The organism is Escherichia sp. F1, assembly GCF_046764225.1.
Classification (GTDB): Bacteria; Pseudomonadota; Gammaproteobacteria; order Enterobacterales; family Enterobacteriaceae; genus Escherichia; species Escherichia coli.
On the sequence record NZ_CP177202.1, the window covers coordinates 294,788 to 319,054 of the forward strand.

General features: G+C 53.5%; 27 protein-coding genes. 19 read left to right on the forward strand and 8 right to left on the reverse strand.

All coding sequences use genetic code 11. The features are described from left to right. Positions 1-3: 3 nt before the first annotated feature. A complete protein-coding gene (dcrB, locus tag ACK8NJ_RS01280) occupies positions 4-561 on the reverse strand; it encodes a phage sensitivity protein DcrB (RefSeq protein WP_001245295.1) in 558 nt (185 codons plus the stop codon). A 72-nt stretch (positions 562-633) separates the two neighbouring features. Then, positions 634-1,299: a 7-cyano-7-deazaguanine/7-aminomethyl-7-deazaguanine transporter gene (locus ACK8NJ_RS01285; protein ID WP_001100467.1), complete on the reverse strand. Its 666-nt coding sequence runs from the start codon at positions 1,297-1,299 to the stop codon at positions 634-636. A gap of 220 nt (positions 1,300-1,519) precedes the next feature. Here ACK8NJ_RS01285 and tusA point away from each other — a divergent pair, with 220 nt between their 5' ends. Continuing rightward, positions 1,520-1,765 carry a sulfurtransferase TusA gene (gene tusA / locus ACK8NJ_RS01290; protein ID WP_000130615.1) on the forward strand — a complete coding sequence of 82 codons (246 nt, stop codon included), beginning with the start codon at positions 1,520-1,522 and terminating at the stop codon, positions 1,763-1,765. Positions 1,766-1,872: 107 nt separating this feature from the next. On the opposite strand, the gene zntA is transcribed toward tusA, so the two are convergent. Then, positions 1,873-4,071 (reverse strand): Zn(II)/Cd(II)/Pb(II) translocating P-type ATPase ZntA, encoded by a 2,199-nt coding sequence (zntA, locus tag ACK8NJ_RS01295; RefSeq protein WP_411962055.1) that lies wholly within the window; start codon positions 4,069-4,071, stop codon positions 1,873-1,875. Positions 4,072-4,144: 73 nt separating this feature from the next. After that, positions 4,145-4,771, reverse strand: a complete 627-nt coding sequence (locus tag ACK8NJ_RS01300; RefSeq protein ID WP_000964718.1) for a lysoplasmalogenase — start codon at positions 4,769-4,771, stop codon at positions 4,145-4,147. A 140-nt stretch (positions 4,772-4,911) separates the two neighbouring features. Between ACK8NJ_RS01300 and ACK8NJ_RS01305 the strand changes: the two genes are divergently transcribed. Next, on the forward strand, positions 4,912-5,271 hold the full coding sequence (locus ACK8NJ_RS01305; RefSeq protein WP_000042886.1) for a DUF2500 domain-containing protein: 360 nt from the start codon (positions 4,912-4,914) through the stop codon (positions 5,269-5,271). 2 nt (positions 5,272-5,273) lie between these two features. On the opposite strand, the gene ACK8NJ_RS01310 is transcribed toward ACK8NJ_RS01305, so the two are convergent. Together ACK8NJ_RS01310 and rsmD are read right to left on the reverse strand one after the other, a co-directional pair. Beyond that, the gene (locus ACK8NJ_RS01310) at positions 5,274-5,543 is read right to left on the reverse strand and encodes a DUF1145 family protein (protein ID WP_001295207.1); all 270 of its coding nucleotides are present in this window, start codon (positions 5,541-5,543) and stop codon (positions 5,274-5,276) included. Beyond that, on the reverse strand, positions 5,533-6,129 hold the full coding sequence (gene rsmD, locus ACK8NJ_RS01315) for a 16S rRNA (guanine(966)-N(2))-methyltransferase (protein WP_000743187.1): 597 nt from the start codon (positions 6,127-6,129) through the stop codon (positions 5,533-5,535). Before rsmD ends, ACK8NJ_RS01310 begins: the two co-directional genes overlap by 11 nt. A 149-nt stretch (positions 6,130-6,278) precedes the next feature. On the opposite strand from rsmD, the gene ftsY reads away from it, so the two are divergent. The 5 genes from ftsY to livJ all read left to right on the forward strand — a co-directional run bounded on the left by ftsY (position 6,279) and on the right by livJ (position 11,970). Further along, entirely contained in the window at positions 6,279-7,775 is a 1,497-nt protein-coding gene (ftsY, locus tag ACK8NJ_RS01320) for a signal recognition particle-docking protein FtsY (protein WP_097438979.1), read from the forward strand. 2 nt (positions 7,776-7,777) lie between these two features. Next, positions 7,778-8,446 (forward strand): cell division ATP-binding protein FtsE, encoded by a 669-nt coding sequence (ftsE, locus tag ACK8NJ_RS01325; protein WP_000617723.1) that lies wholly within the window; start codon positions 7,778-7,780, stop codon positions 8,444-8,446. Continuing rightward, positions 8,439-9,497 carry a permease-like cell division protein FtsX gene (gene ftsX, locus ACK8NJ_RS01330; protein WP_048971495.1) on the forward strand — a complete coding sequence of 353 codons (1,059 nt, stop codon included), beginning with the start codon at positions 8,439-8,441 and terminating at the stop codon, positions 9,495-9,497. The genes ftsE and ftsX overlap by 8 nt, the downstream gene beginning before the upstream one ends. Before the next feature lie 244 nt (positions 9,498-9,741). Next, entirely contained in the window at positions 9,742-10,596 is an 855-nt protein-coding gene (rpoH, locus tag ACK8NJ_RS01335; protein WP_000130217.1) for an RNA polymerase sigma factor RpoH, read from the forward strand. 270 nt (positions 10,597-10,866) lie between these two features. Beyond that, on the forward strand, positions 10,867-11,970 hold the full coding sequence (gene livJ, locus ACK8NJ_RS01340; RefSeq protein WP_001350438.1) for a branched chain amino acid ABC transporter substrate-binding protein LivJ: 1,104 nt from the start codon (positions 10,867-10,869) through the stop codon (positions 11,968-11,970). A 199-nt stretch (positions 11,971-12,169) separates the two neighbouring features. Here the strand turns inward: livJ and panM are convergent, their stop codons facing one another. Further along, the gene (gene panM, locus ACK8NJ_RS01345; protein WP_001560059.1) at positions 12,170-12,553 is read right to left on the reverse strand and encodes an aspartate 1-decarboxylase autocleavage activator PanM; all 384 of its coding nucleotides are present in this window, start codon (positions 12,551-12,553) and stop codon (positions 12,170-12,172) included. A 423-nt stretch (positions 12,554-12,976) separates the two neighbouring features. Between panM and livK the strand changes: the two genes are divergently transcribed. From livK to ugpQ, 12 genes are all read left to right on the forward strand, one after another. Then, positions 12,977-14,086 (forward strand): high-affinity branched-chain amino acid ABC transporter substrate-binding protein LivK, encoded by a 1,110-nt coding sequence (gene livK / locus ACK8NJ_RS01350; RefSeq protein ID WP_001389825.1) that lies wholly within the window; start codon positions 12,977-12,979, stop codon positions 14,084-14,086. Between the two features lie 47 nt (positions 14,087-14,133). Further along, positions 14,134-15,060 (forward strand): high-affinity branched-chain amino acid ABC transporter permease LivH, encoded by a 927-nt coding sequence (gene livH, locus ACK8NJ_RS01355; protein ID WP_411962056.1) that lies wholly within the window; start codon positions 14,134-14,136, stop codon positions 15,058-15,060. Continuing rightward, positions 15,057-16,334 carry a branched chain amino acid ABC transporter permease LivM gene (livM, locus tag ACK8NJ_RS01360; protein WP_000803799.1) on the forward strand — a complete coding sequence of 426 codons (1,278 nt, stop codon included), beginning with the start codon at positions 15,057-15,059 and terminating at the stop codon, positions 16,332-16,334. The genes livH and livM overlap by 4 nt, the downstream gene beginning before the upstream one ends. Then, positions 16,331-17,098, forward strand: a complete 768-nt coding sequence (livG, locus tag ACK8NJ_RS01365; protein WP_000082101.1) for a high-affinity branched-chain amino acid ABC transporter ATP-binding protein LivG — start codon at positions 16,331-16,333, stop codon at positions 17,096-17,098. The genes livM and livG overlap by 4 nt, the downstream gene beginning before the upstream one ends. A gap of 1 nt (position 17,099) precedes the next feature. Next, positions 17,100-17,813: a high-affinity branched-chain amino acid ABC transporter ATP-binding protein LivF gene (livF, locus tag ACK8NJ_RS01370; protein ID WP_000416895.1), complete on the forward strand. Its 714-nt coding sequence runs from the start codon at positions 17,100-17,102 to the stop codon at positions 17,811-17,813. 87 nt (positions 17,814-17,900) lie between these two features. After that, positions 17,901-18,122, forward strand: a complete 222-nt coding sequence (locus ACK8NJ_RS01375; RefSeq protein WP_000557315.1) for a type II toxin-antitoxin system Phd/YefM family antitoxin — start codon at positions 17,901-17,903, stop codon at positions 18,120-18,122. Then, a complete protein-coding gene (locus ACK8NJ_RS01380) occupies positions 18,119-18,496 on the forward strand; it encodes a type II toxin-antitoxin system death-on-curing family toxin (RefSeq protein ID WP_000155159.1) in 378 nt (125 codons plus the stop codon). The genes ACK8NJ_RS01375 and ACK8NJ_RS01380 overlap by 4 nt, the downstream gene beginning before the upstream one ends. 208 nt (positions 18,497-18,704) lie before the next feature. Further along, positions 18,705-20,021: a sn-glycerol-3-phosphate ABC transporter substrate-binding protein UgpB gene (ugpB, locus tag ACK8NJ_RS01385; protein ID WP_000803191.1), complete on the forward strand. Its 1,317-nt coding sequence runs from the start codon at positions 18,705-18,707 to the stop codon at positions 20,019-20,021. Between the two features lie 175 nt (positions 20,022-20,196). Beyond that, entirely contained in the window at positions 20,197-21,084 is an 888-nt protein-coding gene (gene ugpA / locus ACK8NJ_RS01390) for a sn-glycerol-3-phosphate ABC transporter permease UgpA (protein ID WP_000099289.1), read from the forward strand. Further along, positions 21,081-21,926, forward strand: a complete 846-nt coding sequence (ugpE, locus tag ACK8NJ_RS01395; RefSeq protein WP_000572183.1) for a sn-glycerol-3-phosphate ABC transporter permease UgpE — start codon at positions 21,081-21,083, stop codon at positions 21,924-21,926. The genes ugpA and ugpE overlap by 4 nt, the downstream gene beginning before the upstream one ends. Position 21,927: 1 nt before the next feature. Further along, positions 21,928-22,998 carry a sn-glycerol 3-phosphate ABC transporter ATP binding protein UgpC gene (gene ugpC, locus ACK8NJ_RS01400; protein WP_000907785.1) on the forward strand — a complete coding sequence of 357 codons (1,071 nt, stop codon included), beginning with the start codon at positions 21,928-21,930 and terminating at the stop codon, positions 22,996-22,998. After that, positions 22,995-23,738 (forward strand): glycerophosphodiester phosphodiesterase, encoded by a 744-nt coding sequence (ugpQ, locus tag ACK8NJ_RS01405; protein ID WP_000073583.1) that lies wholly within the window; start codon positions 22,995-22,997, stop codon positions 23,736-23,738. The genes ugpC and ugpQ overlap by 4 nt, the downstream gene beginning before the upstream one ends. Here ugpQ and ACK8NJ_RS01410 read toward each other — a convergent pair. Beyond that, positions 23,725-24,165 (reverse strand): DUF2756 family protein, encoded by a 441-nt coding sequence (locus ACK8NJ_RS01410; protein ID WP_411962057.1) that lies wholly within the window; start codon positions 24,163-24,165, stop codon positions 23,725-23,727. The two genes, ugpQ and ACK8NJ_RS01410, sit on opposite strands and share 14 nt — an antisense overlap. Positions 24,166-24,267 lie beyond the last annotated feature (102 nt).

Below are 24,267 nucleotides of genomic sequence, written 5' to 3' on the forward strand. Positions count from 1 at the left end.
AACTTACTGAATAACCAGCGTATTAATGATGTTTTCTGCGGTGGTCTGCGCTTTTTGCTGATCGTCAGCGGGCAGCGTAATTTGCATGGTCAGCAGTTGATTACCCACGTTACCCAGAATAACGGAAGAGTACGCCGTCTGGCCTTTCGCGGAGATAATGCTGTCTAACTGCTGCATTTTGTGACCTTTCAGCTCAATGGCTTTATTGGTTACCACTTGCAGCTGCGGATCGCGGCTACGTTGCTGATCTTCCAGACGCTTCGCCAACACCGCCAGATCTTCTTTCGGATCATCGCCCATGATGACGATGACTGCTTTCTGCCCGGTGGCATCGGACCAGACATGCATGTTATTGGCCTGCGTTCCCAGCTTACCGCTCTGGTCGGTCATATCCGCTGGCAGCGAGAAACTTAACTTGCCATCAAGCAGGTTGACGGGATTCCCGGTAGCGTTACTTTCCGCGACCGAACCCTGCGCCGTAGCGTTAGTGTCTTTATCATCACAGGCCGCAAGCCCCATAACCAGCAGGCCAATTCCGACATATTTAACCAGATTGCGCATTGACTTCTTCCTTTCGATAAACGGCCATAACGGCTCATTCATCCATCTTATCACAACTCTGATAACGAACCTTTAACTCGCCTGCAAAGCGTTGATTTCAGATTTATCTGCCAGTCTTTTCAACAGCATATTGAGTAATACGCCATACATTGGCAGGAAGAAAACGATACTGATTAACACTTTGAAACAGTAATCGACCAGCGCGATTTCCATCCAGTGTTCAGCCATAAAGGCATCGGGGCTGCGCCAGAAGGCAATGAAGAAGAAGGCCAGCGTGTCGCTGACGTTCCCAAACAGGGTGGAAGCTGTTGGTGCCAGCCACCAGCGGCGACTCTGACGCAGGCGGTTAAAAACGTGCACGTCGAGGATCTGGCCCAGCGCGTAGGCCATGAAACTGGCGGTGGCGATACGGGCGACAAACAGGTTGAAGTGAGCGAGTGCGCCGAATCCCTGCCAGGAGCCCATATAGAACAGCGACGAGATGACGTAGGAGATCAGCAACGCCGGGATCATCACCGCAAAGATGATACGACGGGCCAGCGGTGCGCCAAAAATACGCACGGTCAGGTCGGTAGCAAGGAAAATAAACGGAAAGCTAAATGCGCCCCAGGTGGTATGGAAACCAAAAATGGAGACGGGAAGCTGAACCAGATAGTTACTGGAGGTGATCACCAGCAGATGAAATAACGATAACCAGAACAACGCCTTATAGCGTTGAGTTTGCGAGAAAACGTTCATATTGTACCTTTTTGATTAACCATTGGGGTGAGGGAACCCAATACGTACGACACGTCTGTTACCTTAACATAATAACGTGCTGACCCTTTTTTCGAGCCGCCGCATGATACTGCTTTACGTTGACAATGCAATGGTTAATTTTCACGCAATCGTTAACCTGGTTTGCTTACGGACTCACAGGGCGTAAACTAGCGCCGTTTTTTTATGTGATGAGAAGAAAATGACCGATCTCTTTTCCTGCCCTGACCACACACTCGACGCACTTGGCCTGCGCTGCCCGGAACCAGTAATGATGGTGCGCAAAACCGTGCGCAATATGCAGCCAGGTGAAACGTTGCTGATTATTGCTGACGATCCGGCGACGACCCGCGATATTCCTGGGTTTTGTACCTTTATGGAACACGAACTGGTTGCTAAAGAGACGGATGGACTGCCTTATCGTTATTTGATTCGTAAAGGCGGTTGATGGGGGAAGATTGGCTTCGATGCCGCCTTTTCCCCTCACCCTCACCCTAACCCTCTCCCCAGAGGAGCGAGGGGACCGATCGCGCTCAATGTTGCGATCGGTTTGCCTTATTTCCTGCGCAACAGCCTTAACGCATTCGCCGTCACCAGCACCGTCGCACCGGTATCTGCCAGCACCGCCAGCCACAGGCCGGTCATCCCTAAAAGTGTGGTGACGAGGAAGATCCCTTTCAGCCCCAGCGCAATAGTGATGTTCTGGCGGATATTGGCGTGAGTGGCGCGTGCCAGTTCAATCATTTGCACCAGGCCGCGCAGGTGGTTATGGGTTAATGCTGCGTCGGCGGTTTCCAGGGCCACGTCTGTGCCACTGCCCATTGCAATCCCAATAGCGGCGGCTTTCATCGCTGGCGCGTCGTTAATACCATCACCGACCATCGCCAGCGGCGCATGTTGATTCAGCTCGGTCACCGCTTTGACTTTATCTTCCGGCAACAGGCCCGCTTTAAACTCCAGCCCCAACTCCCCGGCAATTGCCGCCGCTGCGCGTGGATTATCGCCGGTGAGGATCACCCCTTTGACGCCCAGCGCGTTCAGTTCACTGATGGCAGTTGCAGCATCGGCGCGCAGGGTATCCTGCAATGCAATTACGCCAAGCACGTCATCGTTACGCACTACCAGCACTACCGTTTGCCCGGCGCTTTCCAGTTCATTAATCAAACCAGCAAATGCAACAGCCGGATGTTTTCCGGCAGCGCATATCAACACGCGCTCACCGTTAACCTGCGCTTCAATGCCAGACCCAACCAGCGCCCGCTGTGATTGGGCGGCGGGAATGGCGAGTTCAGCAACCTGTGCTTCGCGCACAATGGCTTGCGCCAGTGGATGCGTCGCGCCTTGCTCGACCGCCGCTGCCAGTGTCAGCAGTTCGGATTCACTAATACCCGTTGCCGGATGAATCGCGGTAACGCGCGGTTTACCGACGGTCAGCGTACCGGTTTTATCAAACGCCACCTGGGTAACACGACCTAGTTGTTCCAGCGCCGCACCGCCTTTAATCAACGCCCCACGACGCGCTGCTGCTGCCAGCCCGGAGGTTATCGCCGCGGGCGTGGAGATAACTAACGCACACGGGCAACCAATCAGCAGCAGCGTCAGCCCTTTATAAATCCACTCTTGCCAGCTGGCGGCAAACAGCAGCGGCGGCACCAGCGTTACCAGCAGGGCGACGGCCATAATCGCGGGCGTGTAGATACGGCTGAAACGGTCGATAAACCGCTCAATGGGGGCGCGACGCTCTTCGGCTTCTTCGATCAGTTTCAGAATCCGGTCAATGGCGCTGGCACCCGGTTCTGACAGCACTTCCAGCGTTACCAGACGGTCTACGCTGGTGGCTCCTGCAGGAACTTTATCGCCCGTCGCGCGCTCCACCGGAATGGATTCGCCGGTCAGGGCGCTTTCATCAAAACTGGCAAACGGTGAGAGCAGTTTACCGTCGGCAGGCAAACGTCCACCTGCGGCGACTTCAATCACATCGCCAGGGCGCAGGCTGTTAATCGCCACCTCTTCCCGCTCACCGTTACGCAGGCGCGTGGCGGTTTCTGGTTTCAGCGCCATTAACGCGCTAACGCCCTGACGCGCGCGGCTGGCGGCCCAGCCTTCCAGTCGTTCACCAATCAAAAACAGCAGCAACACCATCGCAGCTTCAGCCGTTGCGCCAATAAACAGCGCACCAATAGCGGCTACGCTCATTAACGTTTCAATGGCGAAGTAGCTGCCGGATTTGATCAGCCGTAATGCCTGACGAGCAATCGGGTACAGCCCAACCAGCGTGGTCGCGATAAACGCCAGTTGCCCGAACGGATGATTGAACTGCTCCAGACCCCAGCTGATTGCCATCATCACGATTAGCGTAATCAGCGGCAGATTCTCTTTCAGGCGTGATGCTTGTGGTTCGTCGGTAGCCTGTTCATCGCGCAGGGAATAGCCCGCTTTTTGCACCGCAGATTCAACTTGTGCACGGATGTCATTGTCGGCATCAACCACCAGTTTTTCGGTGGCGAACAGTACCTGCACCTGATTCACGCCTGCAAGCTGGCGCACGGCATTTTCTACCTTGCGCGCACAGGCGGCGCAGTCCATGCCGCTGACTTTCCAGCTATAGCGGGTGCCGGAGACGTTTTCAGAGAGAGTTGGCGTGCTGGAACATGCGCCGTCGCAGCAACAGTCGTTGGCGTTCTGTACCGTGGTTAGCGGTTTGAACGCAGCAAATTGAGGGGCTTTCTTGCCGTGATTGTCAGGAGTCGACATGGCATCCTCCGGTTAAGTTTTTTCTCATTAACCGAAGGATACACTCTGGAGTCGACTCCAGAGTCAAGTTTTATCAGAGATACAGCGAGCGAACGATGAGGAAATGACCGGCAAAGTAGCAGGCCGCAGCAATCGCGTTGTCCGCACGGAAGCGTCGGCGATAGTGACTACCCAGCCAGACAAAGTTACTGATAAACAGCAACGAAGCGCCGACAAACGCAGAGAGCGCCGGAGCGGTCGGACGGAAGAACCACAGTTCACCTGCCAGCCACACCATCACCAGCGTCATGCCGATAAACGTGCAGATAGGCCAACGATACTCTTCCAGACGCGTCCAGATAATCGCCAGTAACAGCGCGCCCAGAACCAGCAACACCAGTGGCAGAGGCCAGAAGAAAGAGAGCGTCATCTGACTGGCGAAATAGATGGTGTACAGCAGGTGCGAGAGGAAAAACGCGCCGATGGCGTACATCAGACGTTGACGTGGCAACAGGGTTAGCGCATCGCCCAGCAGTGAGGCGCACAGCCCCGCCAGCACCAGATAGCTAATGGCGTCGAACATTGGCGCTTGCCAGGCCAGTAACAGCAGGAGAAGAAGGGTTAACGGTTTAAACACCCAGCGTTGCCAGGTTGGCCCACGATACGATGCATCCACAGATAGCCATGCGGAAAGACAGACAGCGATAAACGACCAAAGCATCTTAGTTCCTTGAATTCGTTATTTTTTCGTAAGCGGAATGCCTACGGTCTTGCTTCCAGTTTAGTGGCGAGGGTGGACGGATGACAACACCATAACTGGCAGGGTATGCTTAATTCCGCATTTTCCGATGAGGGATAAAGATGAGCAAACCACCTCTTTTCTTTATTGTTATCATTGGCTTAATCATCGTCGCCGCATCGTTTCGTTTTATGCAACAACGACGGGAAAAAGCTGATAATGATATGGCACCGCTCCAGCAAAAGCTGGTGGTGGTGAGCAACAAGCGGGAAAAACCGATTAACGATCGCCGTTCGCGCCAGCAGGAAGTAACTCCGGCAGGCACCAGTATGCGCTATGAGGCAAGCTTCAAACCGCAAAGCGGAGGAATGGAGCAGACGTTTCGCCTCGACGCCCAGCAGTACCACGCCCTGACAGTGGGCGATAAAGGTACGCTGAGCTATAAAGGAACGCGCTTTGTCAGCTTTGTAGGCGAACAATAAGGTTATTTTTTAACTTTAAATTTCTTCTGCCAGACCAGCAGTTCAAACACGCCGAAAAGGAAAATCCGCACCTTTTCGGCGGTGGTCATCTGCGGGCCATCTTTCGGTAAAGTGGATTTCAATAGCGCCAGTTGCATACCATGCATCAGCACGGTAAAAATCAGCGCCACGTTAACGAAAATATTCAGCGGACGCGGGAAGGGATGCACCAAGTTGAGGATTAAAAATCCCCAAACACAGAGCATTAACAAACGACCAATATTAATCAGCATCACTTTCTCCTTGTGCTTCGCGTTGATACAGCCGATAAGCCACCTGACCCGCCACTTTTTCCCGATGTAATGACCAGTTCGCCGGAACGGTGGGCAGACCGTTTTCGACTTCGCTTTCGACATAAATCAGGGCTTCGTCAGCCAGCCAGCCGTTATCTTCCAGTAAATTTATCGTCTCTTCTAACAAGCCACGGCGGAACGGTGGATCGACAAACACGATATTATGCGGTATGCCTTTTTGCGCCAGGAATGACATCGCGTTGCTGTTCACCACGCGTGCATTGCCTGCTTTTAGTGTCGCCAGATTCTTAATTAACTGCTGAGAAACCGCGCGATCCATCTCAATCAACGTGGCCCCCGCAGCGTAGCGCGATAACGCTTCCAGCCCCAGCGCGCCGCTCCCGGCGAAGCAATCCAGACATTGGGCATCAACAATGACCGGAGCCAGCCAGTTAAACAACGTTTCGCGTACGCGGTCGGTGGTGGGGCGCAGACCTGGGCTATCAGGAACCGGGAGTTTACGGCCTCGCCACTGCCCGCCAATAATGCGGATTTGGCCGCTGCCGGAATGATTCGGTTTTTTCATGATAAATTGCTCAATCCGCCAGATAACACATACTTGCAGGCGGTGATGTGAATTAAGTTAAGTGATAGACTATTTCATCATTTTTTTAGCTGCTATGTACATAGCGTTAACGCTGTGCCATGAAGCAACAGCGAGGAGTGTAGTCGCAAATGGCGAAAGAAAAAAAACGTGGCTTTTTTTCCTGGCTGGGCTTTGGTCAAAAAGAGCAGACCCCGGAAAAAGAGACAGAAGTTCAAAATGAACAACCGGTTGTAGAAGAAATCGTTCAGGCGCAAGAGCCTACGAAGGCTTCTGAACAAGCCGTTGAAGAGCAGCCGCAGGCGCATACTGAAGCCGAGGCGGAAACTTTTGCTGCCGAAGTTGTGGAAGTCACTGAACAGGTTGCTGAAAGTGAAAAAGCGCAGCCTGAAGCGGAAGTCGTTGCACAGCCGGAACCGGTCGTAGAAGAAACGCCGGAGCCAGTGGCTATCGAACGTGAAGAGCTGCCGTTGCCGGAAGACGTCAACGCCGAAGAGGTTTCGCCAGAAGAGTGGCGGGCTGAAGCGGAAACCGTAGAGATTGTCGAAGCGGCGGAAGAAGAAGCGGCTAAAGAAGAAATCACCGACGAAGAGCTGGAAGCACAGGCGCTGGCTGCCGAAGCGGCAGAAGAGGCGGTGATGGTGGTTCCTCCGGCAGAAGAAGAGCAGCCGGTGGAAGAAATCGCTCAGGAGCAGGAAAAACCGACCAAAGAAGGTTTCTTCGCGCGCCTCAAACGCAGCCTGTTAAAAACCAAAGAAAATCTCGGTTCAGGATTTATCAGCCTGTTCCGCGGTAAAAAAATCGACGATGATCTATTTGAAGAGCTGGAAGAACAGCTGTTGATCGCCGATGTGGGTGTGGAAACCACACGTAAAATTATCACCAATCTGACGGAAGGCGCATCCCGCAAGCAGCTTCGTGATGCCGAGGCGCTCTATGGCCTGCTGAAAGAAGAGATGGGCGAGATTCTGGCGAAAGTCGATGAGCCGCTGAATGTTGAAGGTAAAACGCCGTTCGTGATCCTGATGGTGGGCGTCAACGGTGTGGGTAAAACCACGACGATTGGTAAGCTGGCACGTCAGTTTGAGCAGCAGGGTAAATCGGTGATGCTGGCGGCGGGCGATACTTTCCGTGCAGCAGCGGTTGAGCAGCTTCAGGTCTGGGGTCAGCGCAACAATATTCCGGTGATTGCACAGCATACCGGGGCGGATTCCGCCTCTGTTATCTTCGACGCCATTCAGGCCGCTAAAGCGCGTAATATCGACGTCCTGATTGCCGATACCGCCGGACGCCTGCAGAACAAATCGCACCTGATGGAAGAGTTGAAGAAAATCGTCCGCGTGATGAAGAAACTCGACGTTGAAGCGCCGCATGAAGTTATGCTGACTATCGATGCCAGCACCGGGCAGAACGCGGTAAGCCAGGCCAAACTGTTCCATGAAGCCGTTGGCTTAACCGGCATCACGCTAACGAAACTGGACGGCACGGCGAAAGGCGGGGTAATTTTCTCGGTGGCTGACCAGTTTGGTATCCCTATCCGCTACATTGGTGTCGGCGAACGTATTGAGGATTTGCGTCCGTTTAAGGCGGACGACTTTATAGAGGCACTTTTTGCCCGAGAGGATTAACAATGATTCGCTTTGAACATGTCAGCAAGGCTTATCTCGGTGGGAGACAGGCGCTGCAGGGCGTTACGTTCCATATGCAGCCGGGTGAGATGGCGTTTCTGACCGGTCATTCCGGCGCAGGGAAAAGTACCCTCCTGAAGCTGATCTGTGGGATTGAGCGGCCCAGCGCCGGGAAAATCTGGTTTAGCGGCCATGACATCACGCGTCTGAAAAACCGTGAAGTTCCGTTTCTGCGCCGCCAGATTGGCATGATTTTCCAGGATCACCATCTACTGATGGACCGTACTGTCTATGATAACGTGGCGATCCCGCTGATTATCGCCGGTGCCAGCGGTGACGATATTCGTCGTCGTGTATCGGCGGCGCTGGATAAAGTCGGGCTACTGGACAAAGCGAAGAACTTCCCTATTCAGCTTTCTGGCGGTGAACAACAGCGTGTTGGCATTGCCCGCGCGGTGGTGAACAAGCCCGCGGTACTGCTGGCGGACGAACCGACTGGTAACCTGGACGACGCGTTGTCGGAAGGGATTCTACGTCTGTTTGAAGAGTTTAACCGCGTTGGGGTAACCGTATTGATGGCAACGCACGACATCAACCTGATTTCACGGCGTTCCTATCGCATGCTCACCCTGAGCGATGGTCACTTGCATGGAGGCGTGGGCCATGAATAAGCGCGATGCAATCAATCATATTCGGCAGTTTGGCGGGCGTCTTGATCGCTTCCGTAAATCGGTCGGCGGCTCTGGCGACGGCGGTCGTAACGCACCGAAACGCGCGAAATCCTCGCCAAAACCGGTAAATCGCAAAACCAACGTTTTCAACGAACAGGTACGCTATGCCTTCCACGGCGCATTGCAAGATCTGAAAAGTAAACCGTTCGCCACGTTTTTAACGGTGATGGTTATCGCCATCTCCCTGACGCTGCCCAGCGTCTGTTATATGGTGTACAAAAACGTTAACCAGGCGGCGACGCAATATTATCCGTCACCGCAAATCACTGTTTACTTGCAAAAAACGCTGGACGATGACGCCGCTGCGGGTGTGGTGGCACAGTTGCAGGCCGAGCAAGGCGTAGAGAAAGTGAATTATCTTTCTCGTGAAGACGCACTGGGCGAGTTCCGTAACTGGTCTGGTTTTGGTGGTGCGCTGGATATGCTGGAAGAAAACCCGCTTCCGGCAGTGGCGGTGGTGATCCCGAAACTCGATTTTCAGGGGACGGAATCACTGAATACGCTGCGTGATCGTATCACCCAGATTAACGGCGTTGACGAAGTGCGGATGGATGACAGCTGGTTTGCCCGTCTGGCGGCGTTGACCGGGCTGGTCGGGCGCGTTTCGGCGATGATCGGCGTGTTGATGGTGGCGGCAGTGTTCCTCGTCATCGGCAACAGTGTGCGTCTGAGCATCTTTGCTCGCCGTGACTCCATTAACGTGCAGAAACTGATTGGTGCGACGGATGGTTTCATCCTGCGCCCGTTCCTGTACGGAGGCGCATTGCTGGGATTTTCTGGCGCATTGCTGTCATTAATTTTGTCAGAAATTCTGGTACTGCGTTTGTCATCGGCGGTTGCGGAAGTGGCACAGGTTTTCGGAACGAAGTTCGATATCAATGGCTTATCGTTCGATGAATGCCTGCTATTGCTGCTGGTATGCTCGATGATTGGCTGGGTGGCAGCGTGGCTTGCCACGGTACAACATTTACGCCACTTTACGCCGGAATAATAAAATCGTGTTATACTCTTTCCCTGCAATGGGTTCCGTAGCAGGGAAAGAGACCCCGTTGTCTCTTCCCGGTATTTCATCTCTATGTCACATTTTGTGCGTAATTTATTCACAGCGTTGCATTGAACTTGTGGATAAAATCACGGTCTGATAAAACAGTGAATGATAACCTCGTTGCTCTTAAGCTCTGGCACAGTTGTTGCTACCACTGAAGCGCCAGAAGATATCGATTGAGAGGATTTGAATGACTGACAAAATGCAAAGTTTAGCTTTAGCCCCAGTTGGCAACCTGGATTCCTACATCCGGGCAGCTAACGCGTGGCCGATGTTGTCGGCTGACGAGGAGCGGGCGCTGGCTGAAAAGCTGCATTACCATGGCGATCTGGAAGCAGCTAAAACGCTGATCCTGTCTCACCTGCGGTTTGTTGTTCATATTGCTCGTAATTATGCGGGCTATGGCCTGCCACAGGCGGATTTGATTCAGGAAGGTAACATCGGCCTGATGAAAGCAGTGCGCCGTTTCAACCCGGAAGTGGGTGTGCGCCTGGTCTCCTTCGCCGTCCACTGGATCAAAGCAGAGATCCACGAATACGTTCTGCGTAACTGGCGTATCGTCAAAGTTGCGACCACCAAAGCGCAGCGCAAACTGTTCTTCAACCTGCGTAAAACCAAGCAGCGTCTGGGCTGGTTTAACCAGGATGAAGTCGAAATGGTGGCCCGTGAACTGGGCGTAACCAGCAAAGACGTACGTGAGATGGAATCGCGTATGGCGGCACAGGACATGACCTTTGACCTGTCTTCCGACGACGATTCCGATAGCCAGCCGATGGCTCCGGTGCTCTATCTGCAGGATAAATCATCTAACTTTGCTGACGGCATTGAAGATGATAACTGGGAAGAGCAGGCGGCAAACCGTCTGACCGACGCGATGCAAGGTCTGGACGAGCGTAGCCAGGATATCATCCGCGCGCGCTGGCTGGATGAAGACAACAAGTCCACGTTGCAGGAACTGGCTGACCGTTACGGTGTTTCCGCTGAGCGTGTGCGCCAGCTGGAAAAGAACGCGATGAAAAAACTTCGCGCTGCCATTGAAGCGTAATTTCCGCTACTCAGCAGAGAACCCTGGATGAGAATCCGGGGTTTTTGTTTTTTGGGCCTCTGTAATAATCAATTTCCCCTCCGGCAAAACGCCAATCCCCACGCAGATTGTTAATAAACTGTCAAAATAGCTATTCCAATATCATAAAAATCGGGTATGTTTTAGCAGAGTATGCTGCTAAAGCACGGGTAGTCATGCATAAAACGAAATAAAGTGCTGAACAACAACATCACAACACACGTAATAACCAGAAGAATGGGGAACCTCAGGATGAACATGAAGGGTAAAGCGTTACTGGCAGGATGTATCGCGCTGGCATTCAGCAATATGGCTCTGGCAGAAGATATTAAAGTCGCGGTCGTGGGCGCAATGTCCGGTCCGGTGGCCCAGTACGGTGACCAGGAGTTTACTGGTGCTGAGCAGGCGGTTGCGGATATCAATGCTAAAGGTGGTATCAAAGGCAACAAACTGCAAATCGTGAAATATGACGATGCCTGTGACCCGAAACAGGCGGTTGCGGTGGCGAACAAAGTCGTTAACGACGGCATTAAATATGTGATTGGTCACCTCTGTTCTTCATCAACGCAGCCAGCGTCAGACATCTATGAAGATGAAGGCATTTTAATGATCACCCCAGCGGCAACCGCGCCAGAGCTGACCGCTCGTGGCTATCAGCTGATCCTGCGCACTACCGGCCTGGACTCCGACCAGGGGCCGACGGCGGCGAAATATATTCTTGAGAAAGTGAAACCGCAGCGTATTGCTATCGTCCACGACAAACAGCAGTACGGCGAAGGTCTGGCGCGTGCGGTGCAGGACGGCCTGAAGAAAGGCAATGCTAACGTGGTGTTCTTTGATGGTATCACCGCTGGGGAAAAAGATTTCTCAACGCTGGTGGCGCGTCTGAAGAAAGAGAATATCGACTTCGTTTACTACGGTGGTTATCACCCGGAAATGGGGCAAATCCTGCGTCAGGCACGCGCGGCAGGGTTGAAAACTCAGTTTATGGGGCCGGAAGGTGTGGCTAACGTTTCGCTGTCTAACATTGCGGGCGAATCAGCGGAAGGGCTGCTGGTGACCAAGCCGAAGAACTACGATCAGGTTCCGGCGAACAAACCCATTGTTGATGCGATCAAAGCGAAAAAACAGGACCCAAGCGGCGCATTCGTTTGGACCACCTACGCCGCGCTGCAATCTTTGCAGGCGGGCCTGAATCAGTCTGACGATCCGGCTGAAATCGCCAAATACCTGAAAGCGAACTCCGTGGATACGGTGATGGGGCCGCTGACCTGGGATGAGAAAGGCGATCTGAAAGGCTTTGAGTTCGGCGTATTTGACTGGCACGCCAACGGCACGGCGACTGATGCGAAGTAATCATTAATCGGCAACTTTGGGTTGCCGCCAAATTGCTAATATCGAGTACGTTGCTTCATGCCGGATGCGGCGTAAACGCCTTATCCGGCCTACAAGATCCAAAGAAATCAGTAGATTGCAACACACGTTGTAGGCCTGATAAGCGTAGCGCATCAGGCAATTTCTCGTTGGTCATCACTTTGGAAATCAAACTTTACGATTAACGCTTCTCCCAGCCGTCCTGTTGTGCCGTAAACCCCAATGCCTGCATAAACGTCGCCATCACGCCGCGATCTTCCACGCCTGCATCCGCCATCCACCAGCATGAAACGCCAGGATTGTTACGCAAAACCTCTTCCAGCAGATATTGCCCCACACCGCGACGGCGGGTGACTTCCCGCACGCGCAGGGAATCCAGTGCGCCCTCCGTGCCGCTTAAGGTTACCCGTACGGCCGCGAGCAGACGCTCGTTAAAAAGCGCGGCGTAGATACGGTGGTTATCGTCAACCTGTAACGAGGAAGGGGAATACTCCGGCCAGATCTTTTGCAGGTCAATCCGGTCCTGGTCGCTAAAGTTTTCTAATCGAATGATGGTCAGCTTCATGGGTAACCCGTGTAAATCACAAAAGTGGAACCAGTGTAGCGAAATAATTTAATCGGAGGCTTTCTCTTTTTTATTTCTTTTGGCAGGTGATTAATTTTTTTTCAGCAATAATTACAAAGTTAAAACATTAGAGAATGAAAAATACCCAGCATAATCCCCTGAATGGTAGTGAATTATTCCGCCCTTTGTACCGTTATTTTATGCTGACAACGGCGCTTTTTTCTGTTTATCTATCAATAAATTCAGAATATTATCTGTTCTTAATCGACTGAAAAATAGGGATTTTAATCGCTATCATCACAAAATACTGCGCTAAACCCTTAATCAGACAGGCAAAAACAGTGCAGTATAAAAAAAGAACAGTCTGATTTGTTAACACATAAGAACAAAGCAACACAACATCACGAATGGGGATTTTTGACTATGAAACGGAATGCGAAAACTATCATCGCAGGGATGATTGCACTGGCAATTTCACACACCGCTATGGCTGACGATATTAAAGTCGCCGTTGTCGGCGCGATGTCTGGCCCGATTGCCCAGTGGGGCGATATGGAATTTAACGGCGCGCGTCAGGCGATTAAAGACATTAATGCCAAAGGGGGAATTAAAGGCGATAAGCTGGTTGGCGTGGAATATGACGACGCCTGCGACCCGAAACAAGCCGTTGCGGTCGCCAACAAAATCGTTAACGACGGCATTAAATACGTTATTGGGCACCTGTGTTCCTCCTCTACCCAACCTGCATCAGATATCTACGAAGACGAAGGTATTCTGATGATTTCGCCGGGAGCGACCAACCCGGAGCTGACCCAACGCGGTTATCAACACATCATGCGCACTGCCGGGCTGGACTCTTCCCAGGGGCCAACGGCGGCAAAATACATTCTTGAGACGGTGAAGCCCCAGCGCATCGCTATCATTCACGACAAACAACAGTATGGCGAAGGGCTGGCGCGTTCGGTGCAGGACGGGCTGAAAGCGGCTAACGCCAACGTCGTCTTCTTCGACGGCATTACCGCCGGAGAGAAAGATTTCTCCGCGCTGATCGCCCGCCTGAAAAAAGAAAACATCGACTTCGTTTACTACGGCGGTTACTACCCGGAAATGGGGCAGATGCTGCGCCAGGCCCGTTCCGTTGGCCTGAAAACCCAATTTATGGGGCCGGAAGGTGTGGGTAATGCGTCGCTGTCGAACATTGCTGGCGATGCTGCCGAAGGCATGTTGGTCACTATGCCAAAACGCTATGACCAGGATCCGGCAAACAAAGGCATCGTTGATGCGCTGAAAGCAGACAAGAAAGATCCGTCCGGGCCTTATGTCTGGATCACTTATGCGGCGGTGCAATCTCTGGCGACTGCCCTTGAGCGTACCGGCAGCGATGAGCCGTTGGCGCTGGTGAAAGATTTAAAAGCTAACGGTGCAAACACCGTGATTGGGCCGCTGAACTGGGATGAAAAAGGCGATCTTAAGGGATTTGATTTTGGTGTCTTCCAGTGGCACGCCGACGGTTCATCCACGGCAGCCAAGTGATCATCCCACCGCCCGTGAAATGCGGGCGGGTTTAGAAAGGTTACCTTATGTCTGAGCAGTTTTTGTATTTCTTGCAGCAGATGTTTAACGGCGTCACGCTGGGCAGTACCTACGCGCTGATAGCCATCGGCTACACCATGGTTTACGGCATTATCGGCATGATCAACTTCGCCCACGGCGAGGTTTATATGATTGGCAGCTATGTCTCATTTATGATCATCGCCGCGCTGATGATGCTGGGCATTGATACCGGCTGGCTGCTGGTGGCGGCGGGATTCGTCGGCGCAATCGTCATTGCCAGCGCCTACGGCTGGAGTATCGAACGGGTAGCCTATCGTCCGGTGCGTAACTCTAAGCGCCTGATTGCGCTTATTTCCGCAATCGGCATGTCTATCTTCCTGCAAAACTACGTCAGCCTGAACGAAGGTTCGCGCGACGTGGCGCTGCCCAGCCTGTTTAACGGTCAGTGGGTGGTGGGCCATAGCGAAAACTTCTCTGCCTCTATTACCACCATGCAGGCGGTGATATGGATTGTTACTTTCCTCGCCATGCTGGCGCTGACGATTTTCATTCGTTATTCCCGTATGGGGCGCGCCTGCCGTGCCTGCGCGGAAGATCTGAAAATGGCGAGCCTGCTTGGCATCAACACCGATCGGGTAATTGCGCTGACCTTTGTGATTGGCGCGGCGATGGCGGCGGTGGCGGGTGTGCTGCTCGGTCAGTTCTACGGCGTAATTAACCCCTACATCGGCTTTATGGCCGGGATGAAAGCCTTTACCGCTGCGGTGCTCGGTGGGATTGGCAGCATTCCGGGAGCGATGATTGGCGGCCTGATTCTGGGGATTGCGGAGGCGCTCTCTTCTGCCTATCTGAGTACGGAATATAAAGATGTGGTCTCATTCGCCCTGCTGATTCTGGTGTTGCTGGTGATGCCGACCGGTATTCTGGGTCGCCCGGAGGTAGAGAAAGTATGAAACCGATGCATATTGCAATGGCGCTGCTTTCTGCCGCGATGTTCTTTGTCCTCGCTGGCGTCTTTATGGGCGTGCAACTGGAGCTGGATGGCACCAAACTGGTGGTCGACACGGCTTCAGACATCCGTTGGCAGTGGGTGTTTATCGGCACGGCGGTGGTCTTTTTCTTCCAGCTTTTGCGACCGGCTTTCCAGAAAGGGCTAAAAAGCGTTTCCGGGCCGAAGTTTATTTTGCCCGCGATTGATGGCTCCACGGTGAAGCAGAAACTCTTCCTCGTGGCGCTGCTGGTGCTTGCGGTGGCGTGGCCGTTTATGGTCTCACGCGGGACGGTGGATATCGCCACTCTGACCATGATCTACATTATTCTCGGCCTCGGGCTGAACGTGGTGGTAGGGCTTTCCGGCCTGCTGGTGCTGGGGTACGGTGGCTTTTACGCCATCGGCGCTTACACCTTTGCGCTGCTCAATCACTATTACGGTCTGGGCTTCTGGACCTGTCTGCCGATTGCTGGATTAATGGCAGCGGCGGCGGGCTTCCTGCTTGGTTTTCCGGTGTTGCGTCTGCGCGGTGACTATCTGGCGATCGTTACCCTCGGTTTCGGCGAAATTGTGCGCATATTGCTGCTCAATAACACTGAAATCACCGGCGGCCCGAACGGAATCAGTCAGATCCCGAAACCGACGCTCTTCGGACTCGAGTTCAGCCGTACCGCCCGTGAAGGCGGCTGGGACACGTTCAGTAATTTCTTTGGCCTGAAATACGATCCCTCCGATCGCGTCATTTTCCTCTACCTGGTGGCGTTGCTGCTGGTGGTGTTAAGTCTGTTTGTCATTAACCGCCTGCTGCGGATGCCGCTGGGCCGTGCGTGGGAAGCGTTGCGTGAAGACGAGATCGCCTGCCGTTCGCTGGGCTTAAGCCCGCGTCGTATCAAGCTGACTGCCTTTACCATCAGCGCCGCGTTTGCCGGTTTTGCCGGAACGCTGTTTGCTGCGCGTCAGGGCTTTGTCAGCCCGGAATCCTTCACCTTTGCCGAATCGGCGTTTGTGCTGGCGATAGTGGTGCTCGGCGGTATGGGCTCGCAATTTGCGGTAATTCTGGCGGCAATTTTGCTGGTGGTGTCGCGCGAATTGATGCGTGATTTCAACGAATACAGCATGTTAATGCTCGGTGGTTTGATGGTGCTGATGATGATCTGGCGTCCGCAGGGTTTGCTGCCCATGACGCGCCCGCAACTCAAGCTGAAGAACGGCGCAGCGAAAGGAGAGCAGGCATGAGTCAGCCATTATTATCTGTTAACGGCCTGATGATGCGCTTCGGCGGCCTGCTGGCGGTGAACAACGTCAATCTTGAACTGTACCCGCAGGAGATCGTCTCGTTAATCGGCCCTAACGGTGCCGGAAAAACCACGGTCTTCAACTGCCTGACCGGATTCTACAAACCCACCGGCGGTACCATTTTACTGCGCGATCAGCACCTGGAAGGTTTACCGGGGCAGCAAATCGCCCGCATGGGCGTGGTGCGCACCTTCCAGCATGTGCGTCTGTTCCGTGAAATGACGGTGATTGAAAACCTGCTGGTGGCGCAGCATCAGCAACTGAAAACCGGGCTGTTCTCCGGCCTGTTGAAAACGCCCTCTTTCCGTCGCGCCCAGAGTGAAGCACTCGACCGCGCCGCCACCTGGCTTGAGCGTATTGGTTTGCTGGAACACGCCAACCGTCAGGCGAGTAACCTGGCCTATGGTGACCAGCGTCGTCTGGAGATCGCCCGCTGCATGGTGACGCAGCCGGAGATTTTAATGCTCGATGAACCGGCGGCGGGTCTTAACCCAAAAGAGACGAAAGAGCTGGATGAGCTGATTGCCGAACTGCGTAACCATCACAACACCACTATCTTGTTGATTGAACACGATATGAAGCTGGTGATGGGGATTTCAGACAGAATTTACGTGGTCAACCAGGGGACGCCGCTGGCAAACGGTACGCCGGAGCAGATCCGTAATAACCCGGACGTGATCCGTGCCTATTTAGGTGAGGCATAAGATGGAAAAAGTCATGTTGTCCTTTGACAAAGTCAGCGCCCACTATGGCAAAATCCAGGCGCTGCATGAGGTGAGCCTGCATATCAATCAGGGCGAGATTGTCACCCTGATTGGCGCGAACGGGGCGGGGAAAACCACCTTGCTCGGCACGTTATGCGGCGATCCGCGCGCCACCAGTGGGCGAATTGTGTTTGATGATAAAGACATTACCGACTGGCAGACAGCGAAAATCATGCGCGAAGCGGTGGCGATTGTTCCGGAAGGGCGTCGTGTTTTCTCGCGGATGACGGTGGAAGAGAACCTGGCGATGGGCGGCTTTTTTGCCGAACGCGACCAGTTCCAGGAGCGCATAAAGTGGGTGTATGAACTGTTTCCACGTCTGCATGAGCGCCGTGTTCAGCGGGCAGGCACCATGTCCGGCGGTGAGCAGCAGATGCTGGCGATTGGTCGCGCGCTGATGAGCAACCCGCGTTTATTGTTGCTTGATGAGCCATCGCTCGGTCTTGCGCCGATTATCATCCAGCAAATTTTCGACACCATCGAGCAGCTGCGCGAGCAGGGGATGACTATCTTCCTCGTTGAGCAGAACGCCAACCAGGCGCTGAAGCTCGCTGATCGCGGCTACGTTCTGGAAAACGGTCATGTGGTGCTCTCCGATACCGGCGACGCGCTGCTGGCAAATGAAGCGGTGAGAAGTGCGTATTTGGGCGGGTAATAATATTTTGAGTAAAAAGGAGTCGAATGACTCCTTTTTTGTACTTGTTAGTTGTACAATTTAATTGTACTTAATATGGAGGGTATCATGCATACCATGAACTACAGCGAAGCGCGGCAGAACCTTGCATTGGTTCTGGAAACAGCGGCGACAGGTACTCCGGTAACGATCACGAGGCGTGGGCATAAGGCAGCTGTGATTATTAGCGCAGAAGAGTTTGAACGTTACCAGAAGGCTAAACTGGATGCGGAATTTGACGCCATCATGGCTATTCATGGCAGCGAAATTAAGGAGTTAGCGGATAAATGACCATTCAGTTTATCTCAGCGGAGGAGATAATTTATTTCCACGATAAATTGCTTAGCGTTACACCAGGTGTAACAGGAATGTCCGATCCAGGGCGAGCAGAAGCGCTTTTGTACCGGGTACTGAATAAGTATGAGTATGAAGGCGTTTCTGATCTTTGGCTGCTGGCGGCGATGCATCTATTGGCAATCTCGCGCGGTCATATCTTTAATGATGGTAATAAGCGCACCGCACTGTTTATCACGCTATTATTCCTTAAACGTAACGGCATCATACTTGCTGCAAACCCAGAGTTTGTAGAATTGACGGTTGATGTGGCGGCGGGAAAAGTATCGTTAGAAGATATCGTTACCCGCTTGCGTCAACGCGGTACCTGACAAGGTTCTTAGCCATTCTGCTTTTTATCCGTGCCCCATCTCCCATTTTCCCTCACCCGTACCGTCACCGCCTTGTCATCTTTCTGACACCTTACTATCTTACAAATGTAACAAAAAAGTTATTTTTCTGTAATTCGAGCATGTCATGTTACCCCGCGAGCATAAAAAGCGTGAATTCGCGCATTCGGTACAACAAGAGAGATAAACGATGAAACCGTTACATTATACAGCTTCAGCACTGGCGCTCGGACTGGCGTTAATGGGGAATGCACAGGCAGTGACGACCATTCCGTTCTGGCATTCTATGGAAGGGGAACTGGGTAAAGAGGTGGATTCTCTGGCCCAACGTTTTAACGCCGAAAATCCGGATTACAAAATTGTACCGACCTATAAAGGCAACTACGAACAGAATTTAAGCGCGGGGATTGCCGCATTTCGTACCGGCAACGCGCCGGCTATTTTGCAGGTTTATGAAGTTGGCACCGCCACCATGATGGCGTCGAAAGCCATTAAACCGGTATATGACGTGTTTAAAGAGGCGGGGATTCAGTTCGATGAGTCGCAGTTTGTGCCGACGGTTTCAGGCTACTACTCCGACAGCAAAACCGGCCACTTACTCTCCCAGCCGTTCAACAGCTCGACTCCCGTTCTCTATTACAACAAAGACGCCTTCAAGAAAGCCGGTTTAGACCCGGAACAGCCGCCGAAAACCTGGCAGGATCTGGCGGACTATGCCGCGAAACTGAAAGCCTCCGGTATGAAGTGCGGCTACGCCAGCGGCTGGCAGGGCTGGATCCAACTGGAAAACTTTAGCGCCTGGAACGGTCTGCCGTTTGCCAGCAAAAACAACGGCTTTGACGGCACAGACGCGGTGCTGGAGTTCAACAAGCCGGAGCAGGTGAAACACATCGCTATGCTCGAAGAGATGAACAAGAAGGGCGATTTCAGCTACGTCGGGCGTAAGGATGAATCCACTGAGAAGTTCTATAACGGTGATTGCGCGATGACCACCGCCTCTTCCGGTTCTCTCGCCAACATTCGCGAGTACGCCAAATTTAACTATGGCGTAGGCATGATGCCTTACGACGCCGATGCGAAAGATGCGCCGCAAAACGCCATTATCGGCGGAGCCAGCCTGTGGGTAATGCAGGGTAAAGATAAAGAAACTTATACGGGTGTGGCGAAGTTCCTCGACTTCCTCGCGAAGCCAGAAAACGCTGCCGAGTGGCATCAGAAAACTGGTTATCTGCCAATCACCAAAGCGGCGTATGACCTGACCCGTGAGCAGGGCTTTTATGAGAAAAACCCAGGTGCGGATACCGCGACGCGTCAGATGCTGAATAAGCCGCCGTTACCGTTCACCAAAGGGCTGCGTTTGGGCAACATGCCGCAGATCCGCGTGATTGTGGATGAAGAGCTGGAGAGCGTGTGGACCGGTAAGAAGACGCCACAGCAGGCGCTGGATACCGCCGTTGAGCGTGGGAATCAGTTACTGCGCCGCTTTGAGCAGTCTACGAAGTCTTAATTCTCTTACCCTCACCCTAACCCTCTCCCAAAGGGAGAGGGGACCGATCGGCGTGGTATCCAGGTGCCGTGTCGGTTTGCAACTTCGCTCGGTGGGAAAGTATGCACCGCCTTTCTCCCTCGCCCCTCTGGGGAGAGGGCCGGGGTGAGGGGAACACAACACGAAGAGTTTAACTATGTCATCATCCCGTCCGGTGTTCCGCTCGCGCTGGCTGCCCTATTTGCTGGTCGCGCCGCAGCTCATCATCACCGTTATCTTTTTTATCTGGCCTGCGGGCGAAGCGTTGTGGTACTCGCTGCAAAGCGTCGATCCGTTTGGTTTCTCCAGCCAGTTTGTCGGCCTGGATAACTTCGTCACGCTGTTTCATGACAGCTACTATCTCGACTCCTTCTGGACGACGATAAAATTCAGCACCTTTGTCACCGTCAGTGGTTTGCTGGTGTCGCTGTTCTTTGCGGCGCTGGTGGAGTACATCGTGCGCGGCAGCCGTTTCTATCAAACCTTGATGCTGCTGCCGTATGCCGTGGCTCCCGCCGTTGCCGCCGTATTGTGGATCTTCCTGTTTAACCCTGGTCGCGGGCTGATCACCCATTTTCTCGCTGAGTTCGGCTACGACTGGAACCACGCGCAAAACAGCGGTCAGGCGATGTTTCTGGTGGTGTTTGCCTCGGTGTGGAAGCAAATCAGCTACAACTTCCTGTTCTTCTATGCCGCGCTGCAATCCATTCCCCGTTCGTTGATCGAAGCCGCAGCCATCGACGGTGCAGGCCCGATTCGCCGCTTCTTTAAGATTGCGCTGCCGCTTATCGCTCCGGTGAGTTTCTTCCTGCTGGTGGTGAACCTGGTGTATGCCTTCTTCGACACCTTCCCGGTGATCGACGCCGCCACGTCCGGCGGGCCAGTACAGGCCACCACGACGCTGATTTATAAGATCTACCGCGAAGGCTTTACCGGACTGGATCTGGCTTCGTCTGCCGCGCAGTCGGTAGTGTTGATGTTCCTCGTCATCGTGCTGACGGTGGTGCAGTTCCGCTATGTTGAAAGCAAGGTGCGTTACCAATGATTGAGAACCGTCCGTGGCTGACAATATTCAGCCATACCATGCTGATCCTCGGGATCGCGGTGATCCTCTTCCCACTGTACGTGGCGTTTGTCGCGGCGACGCTGGATAAACAAGAAGTCTACGCCGCGCCGATGACGCTTATTCCCGGCACGCATCTGCTGGAAAACATCCACAACATCTGGGTGAACGGGGTAGGCACGAATAGTGCGCCGTTCTGGCGGATGTTGCTTAACAGCTTTGTGATGGCGTTTAGCATTACGCTCGGCAAAATTACCGTCTCGATGCTCTCGGCATTTGCCATTGTCTGGTTTCGTTTTCCGCTGCGTAACCTCTTCTTCTGGATGATTTTTATCACTCTGATGTTGCCGGTTGAAGTGCGTATTTTCCCGACGGTGGAAGTCATCGCCAATCTGAAGATGCTCGACAGCTACGCCGGCTTAACGCTGCCGCTGATGGCCTCGGCGACCGCCACGTTTCTGTTTCGCCAGTTCTTTATGACCCTACCGGATGAACTGGTGGAAGCCGCGCGGATCGACGGCGCGTCGCCAATGCGTTTCTTTTGCGACATCGTTTTTCCGCTGTCCAAAACTAATCTGGCGGCGCTGTTTGTGATCACCTTTATTTACGGCTGGAACCAGTATTTGTGGCCGTTGTTGATTATTACCGACGTGGATCTCGGCACCACCGTGGCGGGGATTAAAGGGATGATCGCCACTGGCGAAGGCACCACGGAATGGAACTCGGTGATGGCGGCGATGTTGTTAACGCTGATCCCACCAGTAGTGATTGTTTTAGTGATGCAGCGTGCCTTCGTGCGCGGCCTGGTCGATAGTGAGAAATAAGATGGCAGGACTGAAATTACAGGCAGTAACCAAAAGCTGGGATGGCAAAACCCAGGTCATTAAACCGCTGACCCTTGATGTGGCGGATGGCGAATTTATCGTGATGGTCGGGCCGTCTGGCTGCGGGAAATCGACGTTATTGCGAATGGTGGCCGGACTGGAGCGGGTGACGGAAGGCGATATCTGGATCAACGACCAGCGGGTGACCGAAATGGAGCCGAAAGATCGCGGGATTGCGATGGTGTTCCAGAACTACGCGCTTTATCCGCATATGAGCGTCGAAGAAAACATGGCGTGGGGGCTGAAAATTCGCGGCATGGGCAAGCAGCAAATTGCCGAGCGCGTTAAAGAAGCGGCGCGCATTCTGGAGCTGGACGGCCTGCTCAAACGTCGCCCGCGTGAGCTATCCGGCGGTCAGCGTCAGCGTGTGGCGATGGGCCGCGCGATTGTGCGCGATCCGGCGGTGTTCCTGTTTGATGAGCCGCTCTCTAACCTCGATGCCAAGTTGCGTGTGCAGATGCGTCTTGAACTGCAACAGCTGCACCGTCGCCTGAAAACGACTTCACTCTACGTTACCCACGATCAGGTTGAGGCGATGACGCTCGCCCAGCGAGTAATGGTGATGAACGGCGGCGTTGCCGAACAGATTGGCACGCCAGTTGAAGTGTACGAAAAGCCCGCCAGCCTGTTTGTAGCGAGTTTTATCGGCAGCCCGGCGATGAACCTGCTGACAGGCCGCGTGAATAACGAAGGCACGCATTTCGAACTGGACGGCGGTATTGCGCTGCCGCTAAACGGTGGCTACCGTCAGTATGCCGGGCGTAAAATGACCCTCGGCATTCGCCCGGAACATATAGCGCTAAGCTCGCAGGCAGAAGGTGGTGTGCCGCTGGTGATGGACACGCTGGAGATCCTCGGTGCAGATAACCTGGCGCACGGACGCTGGGGCGAACAGAAGCTGGTGGTGCGACTGGCGCATCAGGAGCGCCCGACGGCAGGCAGCACGCTGTGGCTGCATCTGCCGGAAAATCAGCTGCATCTTTTTGATGGTGAAACAGGACAACGAGTATGAGTAACTGGCCTTATCCCCGCATCGTCGCCCATCGTGGCGGCGGTAAACTGGCCCCGGAAAACACCCTGGCGGCAATCGACGTGGGGGCAAAATACGGTCATAAGATGATCGAATTTGACGCGAAGTTATCGAAAGATGGCGAGATCTTCCTGCTCCATGACGACAATCTCGAACGTACCAGCAACGGCTGGGGCGTCGCGGGTGAACTGAACTGGCAGGATTTACTGCGCGTGGATGCAGGCAGTTGGTACAGCAAAGCGTTTAAAGGTGAGCCGCTACCGTTGCTTTCGCAGGTGGCGGAACGCTGTCGCGAACACGGGATGATGGCGAATATCGAAATCAAACCCACCACTGGCACCGGGCCATTAACGGGCAAAATGGTGGCGCTGGCGGCACGCGAACTGTGGGCCGATATGACGCCGCCGCTGCTGTCATCCTTTGAGATTGATGCTTTAGAAGCTGCACAACAGGCTGCACCGGAACTGCCGCGCGGTTTGTTGTTGGATGAGTGGCGCGACGACTGGCGAGAACTGACCGCGCGACTGGGCTGCGTCTCTATTCATCTCAATCATAAGTTGCTTGATAAAGCGCGAGTGATGCAGTTGAAAGACGCCGGATTACGGATTCTGGTTTATACCGTCAATAAACCCCAGCGCGCGGCAGAGTTGCTGCGCTGGGGCGTGGATTGCATCTGCACCGATGCGATTGACGTGATTGGACCGAACTTTACGGCCCAATAGTTTTCAACGGAATATTAGGCTGCGGCGTGCTGGGCTGATTCAGCATGTCGCCGTTTCTCCTCTCCGGCAACATATGCTGCTGATTCAACGAACTATCCGGATTACGGTTGCTGTTTAACATCCCGCCGTTGGTGTTGGGCAGCATTTGCTGCCGGGCGGGATTTCGCTCCCCCGGCTGTGACTGCAACACCCGCTGAGAATTATTGTTGATCTGGTTTTCTAAATGCTGCTGTTGCAACTGCGTTTGCGTTTTCAGTTGCTGATTCAGCATCCCTTTTTGCTGGATTTGCTGCGTTTGCATTTGAGTCTGCATCCGCTGCTGGCTGGGGATCTGATATCCCGGCTGGTTGGGGTTGTTCAGAGTATTAATGGGCTGTGCAAAGCCGACAAACGGCAGGAGTGCCGTCAAAAGCAGAAGTCGTTTCATCGCGTATCCTCCTCTGAAGATATTCTTTAAGTTTACTCGCTTCCCGGCAAAACGATGATTAATTCAGAGTTATATACCAGGCTTAGCTGGGGTTGCCCCTTA